Origin of the sequence: Stappia sp. MMSF_3263 (assembly GCF_030733745.1) — a bacterium.
In the GTDB taxonomy this organism is placed as follows: domain Bacteria; phylum Pseudomonadota; class Alphaproteobacteria; order Rhizobiales; family Stappiaceae; genus Stappia.
In genome coordinates this window covers 118319-131134 of record NZ_JASHIK010000013.1, presented here as the reverse complement: position 1 = coordinate 131134, position 12816 = coordinate 118319, and the positions used below count along the sequence as shown (strand labels likewise).

General features: G+C 65.9%; 10 protein-coding genes. 8 read left to right on the top strand and 2 right to left on the bottom strand.

Translation table 11 applies throughout. From position 1 onward, the window contains the following. Positions 1 to 3: 3 nt before the first annotated feature. Together alaS and recA are read right to left on the bottom strand one after the other, a co-directional pair. Entirely contained in the window at positions 4 to 2682 is a 2679-nt protein-coding gene (gene alaS, locus RBB46_RS15250; RefSeq protein WP_306029873.1) for an alanine--tRNA ligase, read from the bottom strand. A gap of 360 nt (positions 2683 to 3042) precedes the next feature. Beyond that, positions 3043 to 4122: a recombinase RecA gene (recA, locus tag RBB46_RS15245; RefSeq protein ID WP_306029872.1), complete on the bottom strand. Its 1080-nt coding sequence runs from the start codon at positions 4120 to 4122 to the stop codon at positions 3043 to 3045. Between the two features lie 278 nt (positions 4123 to 4400). Between recA and RBB46_RS15240 the strand changes: the two genes are divergently transcribed. From RBB46_RS15240 to RBB46_RS15205, 8 genes are all read left to right on the top strand, one after another. Then, entirely contained in the window at positions 4401 to 5312 is a 912-nt protein-coding gene (locus RBB46_RS15240) for a PfkB family carbohydrate kinase (protein ID WP_306029871.1), read from the top strand. 193 nt (positions 5313 to 5505) lie between these two features. Beyond that, entirely contained in the window at positions 5506 to 6459 is a 954-nt protein-coding gene (locus tag RBB46_RS15235) for a pseudouridine-5'-phosphate glycosidase (RefSeq protein WP_306029870.1), read from the top strand. A 196-nt stretch (positions 6460 to 6655) separates the two neighbouring features. Beyond that, positions 6656 to 7837, top strand: coding sequence for a cell surface protein (locus tag RBB46_RS15230; protein ID WP_306029869.1), 1182 nt, complete (start codon positions 6656 to 6658; stop codon positions 7835 to 7837). Between the two features lie 121 nt (positions 7838 to 7958). Then, the gene (locus RBB46_RS15225; protein ID WP_306029868.1) at positions 7959 to 8897 is read left to right on the top strand and encodes a DUF6384 family protein; all 939 of its coding nucleotides are present in this window, start codon (positions 7959 to 7961) and stop codon (positions 8895 to 8897) included. A 46-nt stretch (positions 8898 to 8943) separates the two neighbouring features. After that, positions 8944 to 10377: a hypothetical protein gene (locus RBB46_RS15220; RefSeq protein ID WP_306029867.1), complete on the top strand. Its 1434-nt coding sequence runs from the start codon at positions 8944 to 8946 to the stop codon at positions 10375 to 10377. Positions 10378 to 10575: 198 nt separating this feature from the next. Next, positions 10576 to 11067 (top strand): hypothetical protein, encoded by a 492-nt coding sequence (locus tag RBB46_RS15215; RefSeq protein WP_306029866.1) that lies wholly within the window; start codon positions 10576 to 10578, stop codon positions 11065 to 11067. Positions 11068 to 11253: 186 nt separating this feature from the next. Beyond that, positions 11254 to 11865: a CDP-alcohol phosphatidyltransferase family protein gene (locus RBB46_RS15210; RefSeq protein WP_306029865.1), complete on the top strand. Its 612-nt coding sequence runs from the start codon at positions 11254 to 11256 to the stop codon at positions 11863 to 11865. Continuing rightward, positions 11862 to 12809 carry a phosphatidate cytidylyltransferase gene (locus tag RBB46_RS15205; protein ID WP_306029864.1) on the top strand — a complete coding sequence of 316 codons (948 nt, stop codon included), beginning with the start codon at positions 11862 to 11864 and terminating at the stop codon, positions 12807 to 12809. The genes RBB46_RS15210 and RBB46_RS15205 overlap by 4 nt, the downstream gene beginning before the upstream one ends. Positions 12810 to 12816: the final 7 nt, after the last annotated feature.

Genomic DNA, 12816 nt, shown 5'->3' with positions numbered 1-12816 from the left:
CGCTCACGCCTGTGTCAACGAGGCCGCGCTTTCCAGATGCCCGGCGATCGCATCGATCGCCTCCTGCGCCTTCGAGGCATCACTGCCGCCGGCCTGGGCCATGTCGGGACGCCCGCCACCGCCACGCCCGCCCAGGATCTCGGAGCCGACACGGACAAGATCGACGGCGCTTACCCGGTCGGTCAGGTCGGACGTGACGCCGACGACGATTGCCGCCTTGTTGTCCTCCCCGGCATTGATCAGGACGACGATGCCGGAGCCGATCTGCTCTTTCGCCTGATCGGCAAGGCCCTTGAGATCCTTGGGGTTGAGCCCCTCGACCGCACGCGCGAGAAGGCGCGTCCCTGCAATCTCGCGAACGCCGCCGTCGGTCTCGCCGCCCCCGCCCATGGCAAGCTTCTTGCGGGTTTCGGCAAGCTCGCGCTCCAGCCGGCGCTTTTCCTCGACCAGGGCCGTGACACGTTCGACCACCTCGGCCTGTCCGGACTTGAGGACACCGGCGACCTCGCGCAGGCGCGCGTCCTGGGTCGCCAGATGGTGGCGCGCCGCCGCCCCGGTCAACGCCTCGATACGGCGCACGCCGGCAGCAACCGCGCCTTCCGCGACCAGCGTCACCAGCCCGATATCGCCGGTGCGCGCCACATGAGTGCCGCCGCAAAGCTCGAGCGAATAGGTCTTGCCGGCCTTCTCGCCCTCTGTCGCCACGCCCATCGAGACGACGCGAACCTCGTCGCCGTACTTCTCGCCGAACAGCGCCATCGCCCCCTGCTCGATCGCCTCGTCGACGCCCATCAACCGGGTCTCGACACCGGAATTCTGCAGCACGATCGCATTGGCGAGATCCTCCACCCGGGCAAGCTCGCCATCCACCATCGGCTTGGGATGGGAGAAGTCGAAACGCAGCCGCTCCGGACTGACGAGCGACCCCTTCTGCGCCACATGGGTGCCGAGCACCTCGCGCAGTGCTTCGTGGACCAGGTGGGTGGCGGAATGATTGGCGCGGATCGCGGCCCTGCGGGCCCCGTCCACGAGAAGCTCCAGCGGCAGGCCGAGCGAGACCTTGCCGGCAATCACCTTCACCTCGTGAACGAAAAGTCCGTCCGCCTTCTTCTGCGTGCCGGTGACCTCGATCTCGACACCGCCCTCGCCCCGCATCCGGCCCGTGTCGCCGACCTGACCGCCGGACTCGCCATAGAACGGCGTCTGGTTGAGGACGATCAGTCCGCTGTCCCCCGCCTGAAGCTCCATCGCCTCGGCGCCCTCACGCACCATGGCGGTGACGACACCCTCGGCGACTTCCGTATCGTAGCCAAGGAAATCGGTCGCTCCCAGACGGTCCTTCAGGGTGAACCAGACAGTGTCGGTGGCCGCCTCGCCGGAGCCGGACCAGGCGGCGCGCGCCTCGGCGCGCTGGCGCTCCATCGCGACCTTGAAGCCCTCGGTATCCACCGAGATGCCGCGCGCGCGCAGTGCGTCCTGCGTCAGGTCGAGCGGGAAACCGTAAGTGTCGTAGAGCTTGAACGCGGTCTCGCCGTCGAACTCCGCCCCTTCGCCCAGATCGCCGCTGGCATCGTCGAGCAGCGTCAGGCCGCGCGCCAGCGTCTTGCGGAACCGGCGCTCCTCGAGTTTCAGCGTCTCGGTGATCAGTGCCTCGGCGCGGGAAAGCTCCGGATAGGCACGCCCCATCTCGCGCACCAGGGTCGGCACCAGCCGCCACATCAACGGCTCTTCCGATCCCAGCAGATGGGCGTGACGCATGGCGCGGCGCATGATCCGGCGCAGGACATAGCCGCGCCCCTCGTTGGACGGCAGCACGCCGTCTGCGATGAGGAAGCTGGCCGAGCGCAGGTGATCGGCGATCACGCGGTGGCTGGCGCGCGCATCGCCTTGCGCCTCGACACCAACCGCGTTCTCCGAGGCGGAGATCAGGGCGCGGAACAGGTCGATGTCATAGTTGTCGTGCACGCCCTGCATGACGGCGGCGATACGCTCCAGCCCCATGCCGGTATCGATCGACGGGCGCGGCAGCGCCACCCGCTCGCCGGGCAACTGCTCGAACTGCATGAAGACGAGGTTCCAGATCTCGATGAACCGGTCACCGTCCTCGTCCGCCGATCCCGGAGGGCCGCCCCAGATATGATCGCCGTGGTCGTAGAAAATCTCCGAACAGGGGCCGCAGGGACCGGTGTCGCCCATCGCCCAGAAATTGTCGGAAGTGGCGATGCGGATGATGCGATCCTCGGACAGTCCGGCGATCTTCTTCCACAGGCCGAACGCCTCGTCATCCTCGGCATAGACGGTCACCAGAAGACGGTCCTTCGCCAGACCGAACTCCCGGGTGATCAGGTTCCAGGCAAGCTCGATGGCTCGATCCTTGAAATAGTCGCCGAAGGAGAAGTTCCCCAGCATCTCAAAGAAGGTGTGATGTCGGGCCGTGTAGCCGACATTGTCGAGGTCGTTGTGCTTGCCGCCGGCGCGTACGCATTTCTGGGCGGTCGTCGCGCGGTTGTAGTCGCGTTTCTCGAGGCCCGTGAAGACGTTCTTGAACGGCACCATCCCTGCATTGGTGAACATCAGGGTCGGGTCGTTGCGCGGTACGAGCGGACCCGACGCCACGACCTCGTGGCCGTTGCGGGCAAAATACTCGAGAAAGGCAGACCGGATTTCGTTTACGCCGCTCATGAAGATGCCACCCACTGCGCCGCGCATGCCTGTCCCTGGCGGTTTCAGACCTGTGGAAGGGGGATGCGCGCCTGTCTTCGTTCTTGAGCCCGCTTTTAGCTTTGCACCGCCGACAAGTCCAGCGGGAGGCAGGCGCGCGCTGCCCCGAGGGTGGACCCCGTCCAGCAGCGCATCCGATCGACGGCCTGTGACGCAGAATTTTGCAAGAATTGCGCGATTTCTTTTCGAAATTGCATCACGGCTGCATCAGGGCGGCACAAAAAGACCGCGCGGCGAAGAACCGCCGGCACGCTCCGTCAACGGGAGGACCGCACCGGCGGGACAGAGGATCGCGGCCGAAGGACGGCGAGACGCCGGCGGTCACGCCTCGCCGGCATCCTCGTTGTCGCCTTCCGCGAAGGGGTCGGTGATGCGCTCGGCGATCAGGCCGGCATTCTGCCGGATGGCCAGCTCGATCTCATCGGCGATCTCGGAATTCTCACGCAGGAACTGCTTGGAATTCTCACGCCCCTGACCAAGCCGCTGGCTGTTGTAGGAGAACCAGGCACCCGACTTCTCGACAATGCCGCCCTTGACGCCAAGGTCGATCAACTCGCCCATCTTGGACACGCCCTCGCCATAGATGATGTCGAACTCGACCTGGCGGAAGGGAGGCGCGAGCTTGTTCTTGACGACCTTGACCCGGGTCTGGTTGCCGACCACCTCGTCGCGGTCCTTGATCGCACCGATACGGCGAATGTCGAGGCGGACCGAAGCATAGAACTTCAGTGCGTTGCCGCCCGTCGTCGTCTCCGGCGAACCGAACATGACGCCGATCTTCATGCGGATCTGGTTGATGAAGATGACCATGCACTTGGAGCGTGAGATCGAGGCGGTGAGCTTGCGCAGCGCCTGGCTCATCAGCCGTGCCTGCATACCCGGCAGGCTGTCGCCCATCTCGCCCTCGAGCTCGGCCTTGGGCGTCAGCGCGGCGACGGAATCGATCACCAGCACGTCGATGGCGCCGGATCGCACCAGCGTGTCGCAAATCTCCAGTGCCTGCTCGCCAGCGTCCGGCTGCGAGATCAGCAGGTCGTCGATGTTGACGCCGAGCTTGCGGGCATAGATCGGATCGAGCGCGTGCTCGGCGTCGATGAAGGCGCAGATGCCGCCCTTCTTCTGGGCCTCGGCAACGGTATGCAGGGCCAGCGTCGTCTTGCCCGAGGATTCAGGGCCATAGATCTCGACGATGCGGCCGCGCGGCAATCCGCCGACACCCAGCGCGATGTCGAGGCCGAGCGAGCCGGTCGAGACCGTCTGCACCTCGACCACCTGCCCCTGCCCCATCTTCATGATGGAGCCCTTGCCGAATGCGCGTTCGATCTGAGAAAGGGCGGCGTCGAGCGCCTTGTTCTTGTCCATCTGCATGCCTTCGACCAAGCGGAGTGAATTCTGAGCCATCGGATGTCATCCTTATTCCACGCCACGCCTGGCGATTCAAACTGCGCTTTTGTACCTCTTTTGTTCTGATTTTACAATACGCATCAACATATTGAAAAGTATCAATAAACTGTTTTTGTTCCATTTTCGTTCAACGCCTTGTTGCAACTTTTGCGAGAAATGAAACCGAAACGGCAGTGCCGAAGCGGAGAATCACTTCTGTTCCGGCCCGACGGTTCCGCTTCCGGGAGCGGGCGCGAATGTGGCATGAGGGACGTCCTCGTTCCCGGAGCCGTACCATGCCCGTTGCCGCCTTCGGCGCCATTCACCTCGACACGATCGCCCATGCCGGCGTCCCGATCCTGCGCGAGACATCGACCCCGGCGCACCTTTCCGCCAGCCCCGGCGGGGTCGCGGCCAATGTCGCGCGCGCACTTGCAAGGCTCGGGGTCACAACCGCGCTGGCCGGCAATGTCGGCACGGACGCCGAGGGTGACGCACTGCTGGCGCGTCTGGTCATGGAGGGGGTAGACGTCTCCGCCGTGCAGCGCTCCGCCCTGCCAACCGGCCGCTACCTCGCCCTGCATGATCCGGACGGATCCCTGGCGGCCGCCGTGGTCGACGGCCGCATCACCGATGCGCTTGGCGCCGGCAGCTTCCTGCCACCCGCCCCGGCAGTCGAACGGGCGGATCTCTGGTTTCTGGATGCCAATCTGCCGGCAAACGCGATCGCGGCCCTCGCATCGGAAGCGGGACCGCGCCGCCTGGCCGCCGATGCAGTCTCGCGGGCCAAGGCCGCGCGGCTTGCGCCGGTTCTTTCCCGGCTGGACATGCTCTTCTGCAACGCCGACGAGGCGGCGGCAATCCTAGCATGCAAGGGGTCGGACAAGGACAGGCCGGACACGGAGGAGCTCGCGCGCAGGCTCAATGGCGAAGGCGCCCGCACCGTGGTCCTCTCCCAGGGAAACGGACCTCTCATCCTGGCGATAGAGGGCAACGTCACGCGGCTCCCGGTCCGGAGCGCCCCGGTCGTCGACGTGACTGGGGCGGGCGATGCGCTGATTGCGGGAACGCTCGCCGGCTTGGAATTCGTCCTGTCTGTTGCCGAAGCCGTCCAGGCAGGACTGAATGCGGCGGCCCTGACGCTGGCACAGGCCGGCGCGGTTGCCGAGACGCTCTCCTGGCCGGCGGTCGCACCCCCTCGGGAATAAAGCTGCCCGCACAAGTTCGCTCTCTCCAGAGACACCCCGTGCTCGACAGAACGGGCGGGCACGGCCTATAGGAAACGGGTTCCGGCCGGCCCTGCGGACAGGGTGCGGCCCTGCAATATCGGTCGCGCCACGCCGAAGGCCCCGACAGGGCGCCTCCCCCAAGCCGCAGATCGCCGAAGAACGGACCAGCAGCATGCAGCACACCATCGCGCCACAGACCGGAATGCCCGTCGTTCTCGGTGAGGAGGTCGAAGCCGCGGTGGCAGCGGGCCGGCCGCTCGTGGCGCTGGAATCGACCATCATCACCCATGGCATGCCCTGGCCGAGGAATGTCGAGACCGCCCGGCTGGTCGAGGCCGATATCCGCGCCGCCGGCGCCGTTCCGGCCACGATCGCCGCCCTGGACGGCAAGCTGCATGTCGGCCTTGCCGACGGCACACTGGAACGGCTGGCACAGGCCGAGGGCGTGATGAAATGCTCGCGTGCGGACCTTGCCATCGCGCTCGCCTCCGGACGGCCCGGATCGACCACGGTTGCCGCGACGATGATGGCGGCACACGCGGCCGGCATTCGCGTCTTCGCCACGGGCGGCATCGGCGGCGTGCATCGCGGCGCGGAGACAAGCTTTGACATGTCCGCCGATCTCGACGAACTCGCACGCACGCCCGTCTGCGTGGTGGCGGCCGGCGCCAAGGCGCTGCTCGACCTGCCCAAAACGCTGGAAGTGCTGGAAACGCACGGCGTGCCGGTGATCGCCTACGGGCAGGACGCCTTCCCGGCCTTCTGGTCGCGCGACAGCGGCCTTGCCGCGCCCTACAGGATGGACACCGCGCGGGACATCGCCGACCTGCTGGACATGCGCGAGCGCTTCGGCGGCCATGGCGGCGTGCTGGTGGCCAACCCGGTGCCGGCGGAGGCGGAAATTCCTCCCGCGGAGATCGCGGACGCGATTGATGCAGCGGTCGGCCAGGCCGCGCGGGAAGGGATCGCCGGCAAGGAGGTCACGCCTTTCATCCTGTCGCGAATATTCGAGATCACCGGCGGGCGCAGCCTGGAAACCAACATCGCGCTGGTGCGCAACAATGCGCGTCTGGCAGCGGAGATAGCCGTCGCCCTTGCGGAACGTGTGGCAACCGGCATCCGTTGAATTCGCGAGGCTGTCGGGTTCCGCGCAGGGGACGTGTAACTGTCGCATTTTATGTGCTTAACTTGCCCTGCCCCGGGACGGGAGGCGGCCTTGTTCCGGTCGCTTTTCCCTCGGACAAGGTCGGGCATAACATCAAAGCGCCCGCATGCGAACGACGACGCGTGACAGGCGGCACAGTCAAGACAGAGGACGGACGATGGCGGAAACAGTGGCGCAGACCGGACTTTCCCCGATGCAATATCTCGACAAGGCGATGACCGCCCTGCGCGACATGGGCCTGATGCCCGATGGCACGGCCGAAGCGCCGATCAACGCGCTGCTCGAGAAGATCTCCGACCTCTCGCCGGACAAGATCGCGGTCATCACACGCACGCTTGGCCAGTCGCAGACCTTCAACGAGGTGGTCCGCAACGAGATCCAGGGAATGTCGATCGGTGAACGCTACGAGGCGATCACCGAGGCGTTCAATTCGATCCGCGACGATGCCAAGGGCATGGTCGACCAGCTGTCCGACGGCAAGATCTCCTTCTTCGAGAACATCTCGAACAAATGGCGCGACATGACACGCGGTACGGTTTCCGACCGTTTCGGCAAGATCCGCGACATCTACATTGACGTCGCCCGCGACACCAAGGACCAGATCGAGCGCGAGCAGCGCATCCTGGAGGCCTATCGCGATTTCCGCGGGGCGCTGAAGCAGGCGGAAGTGCTGGCCCTCGAAGTCCTGTCAACCGCGACGGCAAAGCTCGACGACGCCAAGACCGACCTGGAAGTCGCCAACAAGGAGGTCGAGGCCTACCAGGGCACCGATCCGGCCGGCCGGGCCCGGCTCGAGCTTGGCCGCGACGAGAAGATGCGCACGATGCAGGACGAGGAGAAGCGCTACCAGATCGCCAAGGACCTCTCCGACAACCTGACCATCGGCTACAACACCTCGGAAGTGATCATGGCGCGTCTGATGCAGACGACCAACGCCAAGGAGCGCGTCTACGCCCAGGCGGTCAGCTTCTTCTCGACCAATGATTCCGTGCTGACGGCGCTTAATGCCTCCTTCACCGGCCTGCAGGGCCTGCACGAATCCACCGAGACGCTCAACGCGATGAAGGACGGCGTGTCGAAGTCCCTGGAAACACTGGCGGAGATCGGCGATGCGGTGCAGGAAGCGGCACTGAAGGCCGGCTACGGCCCCACCGTGCAGGCGGCGGCCGTGAAGAAGCTGGTCGATTCCGTCGTCAACTTCCAGGTCAACTCGCGCGAGATCATCAACGAAATGCGCGCCATGTCGACGAAGAACTCCGAGGAGATCCGCGACGCGGTCGAGGACGGCAAGCGCCGCCTTGCAAAGCTCGCCGCGCAAGGCAACATGATCGGGGCCTGACCGGCCCCGGGGACACCATGATCGGCGCCCGGTTGGCGCCGGTCGTTTCTTGACACCGGACGATCCGGTTCCGCTTGCCGGAACCGGCCACCCTGACCAGGGACCGCAGGGGAGCGATTGGATGGTCTCCGACACCGCCTCGACCAGGGCGCCGCTCGACGAAGTGATGATGGCGATGGACGTGGTCGACACGCTGCGCCACGACGAACGAATCGCGCTCAAGGAACTTGGCACCGAACAGCGCGACGCGCAGATGATCGAGCGGCTGCGGGACATCTACCGCAGCCAGGGGATCGAGGTTCCTGACCGGATCCTGCTTGAGGGCGTCGAGAACCTGAAGCAGAACCGGTTCGTCTACGCCCCGCCTGCCGCCGGCTTCCAGCGCACGCTGGCCCTGATCTACGTGACGCGCATGCGATGGGCGAAGGTCCTGCTGGTGCTGGTGCTGCTGGCGGTGGCCGCCTTCCTCGCCTGGCGGTTTCTTGTGGTGGCCCCGCGCGAACGCGCCGCCGAGGCCCTGCGCATCGAACTGACCCAGACGCTGCCGGCGGAGTTCGGCGATGCCCTCACCCGCATCCGCGACGTGGCCGAGGTCGATGCGGCGGTCCAGCGGGCGGAAACGCTGGCCGCCAGCGGACGCTCGGCCGCTGCCTCGGGCGATGTGGCGGCGGCGCGAAAGGCGCTTGCCGACATGCGCAAGCTGGAGGCCCGCCTGCTCCAGGTCTTTGAGGTTCGTATCGTTTCGCGCCCCGGCACGCCGACCGGTGTGACCCGTATCCCGGAAGCGAACACCGCGACCCGCAACTACTATCTCTTGGTCGAGGCGGTGGCACCGGACGGAAACGTGGTCTCCCAGGAGATCACCTCCGAGGAAAACGGCGCGGTTTCGTCCGTCGATATCTGGGCCCAGCGCGTGCCGCGCGCCACTTTCGACGCCGTGCGCCGCGACAAGGAAGATGACGGCATCGTTCGCGATGCGGTGCTCGGCAGCAAGGCACGTGGCCGGCTGGAGCCGGATTGGCGCGTGAGGGTTGACGAAGGTGCGATCACGCAATGGTAGCCAGGACTGAACGACAGCAACGCGAACCTGCGCGAGGGCAGCTGGCATGGTGAGTGGACGGCAGACGCTCGGGTCCATCGAACGTGCCCTGAACGATTTGCGGCATGAGGAAGACCAGCTCAAGCGGCGCGTTGAAGGGGCGATGCGCGAGATCAACGATCTGCGTTCGGCCGAACTCGATGCCTATCGCGAGCTTGCCCGCTTTCGCATGCGCGAAGGGGGCGACCGGATCTTCGGCCAGCGGATCGACCGCGACGAGGCCGAGGCCAAGCGACGGCTGGAGCAACGCGAACTCGCCCTTTCCGCGCTTCGTGCCCAGCACGACCAGCTGGAAAGCGACATCGCCGAGCTGACCGAGCAACGACGCCGACTGACCCGCGAACGTGACGGCGCCAGCGACCGGCTCGACGGCATCCTGGGCGCCGTCGACGAAAAGCTTGCAGGCGACGAGGCCTATACGGCCCAGCGGGCGGCAGCAGAAGCGGCGGAGCAGACCGCGGCAGCGGCCCGCTCCAAGGCCAAACAGGCCCTGGCCGACCGCCAGACGAAGGGTGTCGCCTACGAGAGCGACGCGCTGTTCCTTTATCTCTGGCAGCGTGGTTTCGGAACATCCGCCTATGTATCGAAGGGCATCATCCGCATACTCGACCGCTGGGTGGCGCGGATCGTCCGCTATGACGATGCCCGGCCCAACTACGCAATGTTGGTGCAGATCCCCGAAAGGCTCGAGACCTACGCGCTCGACCGGGAGGCGGAAGCCGAGGCCGAGAAGGCAAGACTTGGCCAGCTTTCGCGCGCCGCGGCCGCGGATATTGCCGGCGAGGACCTTGCCGCGACCATCGAGACGGCGGAGGCCGGGATCGCCGATGCGACGGCGACACTGGAAAAGCTCGAGGCGGAACTGGAGGATGTCGCCCGCCGCGAGCAGCCTTACCTCTCCGGCGAGGATGCCGATTATCGCACGGCGGAAGAAGCCTTGCTGCGCTCGCTGCAATCGGAGGAACTGGGCACGTTGTGGCAGGAGGCGCTCGCCACCCCCTCGCCCGACGACGAACGCATCGTCCGCCGCCTGCAGGATCTTGATGCCCGCATCACCCGCAGCACCGGCACGATCGAGGCCGATCAGCAGGATCTGCGCGACATGGGACGGCGCCGCGACGAACTGGTCAAGGTCACCCGCCAGTTCCGCCAGAAGCGCTATGACACGTGGGATTCGACCTTTGACAATGACAGTCTGACCGGCGTCCTGCTCGGAGAACTCGCCAAGGGTGCGCTGTCAGGCGCCGATTATTGGGCCAAGGCGGAGAAATCCCGCCGCAAGCGCAAGCGCCAGGGCGGCGGCGTCGGCTTTCCCGGCGGCGTCGGCCTGCCTGGGTCGATGGGCGGTTCCGGCCACGGCGGCGGCGGGTTCGGAGGTGGAGGCTTCGACAGCGGCGGCTCCTTCGGCGGCGGCGGCTTCACCACCGGCGACACGTTCTGATCCACTTTGCACCGGGCCTCGCCCATGCCCTTCGCGCGGAGCTGATTGGCAATATCGCCGGGATGTCGCCCTACCCAGTCTTTGTTAACCTTGGTCACGCATGCTGATTTGCGACCGAAAGCCGGTGACTGGCGTCCCGCCCGTCGCCAAAATGGTTCGTCCTGTTCCAGGCCGTCCTTCTCCTTGGGGAATGCCGTAATGCTGCTCCGTCTGACCCTCGTGCTCGCCGCCGCGCTGCTGCTCACCGCCTGTCAGTCGGGCCGGCGCAGCAATGTCTCGCTTCAGCCGCAGCAGGAAGTGCTGACCGTGCCGGTCGGCGCCCAGTCGATCTCCGTGCGTGCCGACGCCGAGACGATCCGCCAGACCATTGTCGCCAACGCGACCGAGCGCGGCACGCCGATCGCCCAGAACCAGCCCAACATGGTCGTGCTGGAACGCACAGTGACGGAAGCCAATCCGGCCCTCGACAGCGAGTTCGGCCCTTCCGACAACGGCCCGCGCAAGTTCCGCATCCGCATCCGCTTCCAGGGCACCGGCTGCGACACGCTGGTCGTTCAGGACGTGGCGGTGGTCAACAATGCCGGCACGGCGCTGGAGCAGGTCTTCACCCTCACCCAACCGCAATACAACCCGCGCGACAGCCTCATCGGCATGAAGGGCAAGGCGGAAGCCGGCGCCCGCTGCGCCTGAGGCGGCGTGGCGCGCATCATCCTCGTCATCGAAATGCGGAGGGCATGACCGGGCAGCGGAGGGCATGACGGCAAAAGGCCGACCGATACCCCCATTGCGCAAAAGGCGAAAACGCGCTTGTCTCGCGGTCGGGTTGAATCGCCCGCCTCTTGCAGTCCCGTCACATCCCGCGCAACCGATACCGCCATGGCCTCCGTCTACGAGCTGAAATCCCGCTTTCAGGACCTGCTGCGCCCTCTTGTGCGCCGGATGGCGGCTGCCGGCATCACCGCCAACCAGGTGACGCTCGCCGCGATCCTGTTGTCGCTGGCCGCCGGCGCGGCAATCGCGATATGGCCGGGCCATCCGTTGCCGCTGATCCTGCTGCCGGTTGTTCTGTTCATCCGCATGGCGCTCAATGCCGTCGACGGCATGCTGGCGCGCGAACACGACCAGAAATCGCGCCTCGGTGCAGTCCTCAACGAGCTCGGCGACGTCGTCTCCGACACCGCCATCTACCTGCCCTTCGCGCTGCTGCCCGGCATTTCGCCGGCCGCCGTCGTCCTCTTCTGCCTGCTTGCCGTGATCAGCGAAATGACCGGGGTCGTCGCCATCCAGATCGGTGCCTCGCGCCGCTATGACGGGCCGATGGGAAAGAGCGACCGCGCCGCCCTCATGGGTACCCTTGCCGTGCTGATCGGGCTTGGCCTCGTAGGACCCGCCACGGCCGGCTGGGTGGTCGGTCTTGCCGCGCTGCTGGTCCTGCTCACGATTCTCAACCGCGCCCGCAAGGCGCTTGCCGAAGGCGGACCCGCATGACGAACCTGCTGCCGATCCACATCGCGCTTGGCGGCATCTGGGCGCTGCTGATCGTCGCCAGCCTGATCGTTTTCACCCTGACGAAGGCGCAGCCGGAACGCGACCATTCGGAACTGGTTCAGCGCACGACAAGCTGGTGGGCGATGATCGCCGTCTTCACCGCCGCCTTCCTGCTCAGCCGGACGCTCTCCATCACCGTCTTCGCGCTGGTGAGTTTCCTTGCCCTGAAGGAATACCTGTCAATGATCCCGACACGCCGCGCCGACAGGCGGGTGCTGTTCTGGGCCTATCTGGCAATCCCCGTGCAATATTACTGGGTCGCCGATGAATGGTACGGCATGTTCGCCGTCTTCATCCCGGTCTACATGTTCCTGTTCCTGCCTTTCGCGATGCTCCTGTCGCAGCAGACGGAAGGTTTCCTCAAGGCGGTCGGCACACTCAACTGGGGCCTGATGCTCTGCGTGTTCTCGCTGAGCCATGCCGCCTTCCTGCTGGTGTTGCCGGTCGAAGGACCCGGATCGATTGGCGGCACGGCGGCGTCCGGAGCCGGGTTGCTGCTCTTCCTCGTCTTCCTGACGCAGTTCAACGATGTCGCCCAATACACCTGGGGCAAGCTCTTCGGTCGTCGCAAGATCGTCCCCCAGGTCAGTCCGAAGAAAACCTGGGAAGGGTTTCTCGGCGGGATGTTGACAACGACGGTGCTTGCCGTCCTGGTGGCGCCGCTGGTGACGCCCTTTTCCGCGCTCCATGCCGGCCTTGCCGGGGCGATGATCGCCGGGGCCGGCTTCATCGGCGACGTTACCGTGTCGGCGGTCAAGCGGGATCTGGGCGTCAAGGACACCGGCGCGCTGATCCCCGGCCATGGCGGGATCATGGACCGGATCGACAGCCTGACCTTCACCGCGCCGCTGTTTTTCCACTTCACCCGTTATCTCTACACCTGAAAGGGCG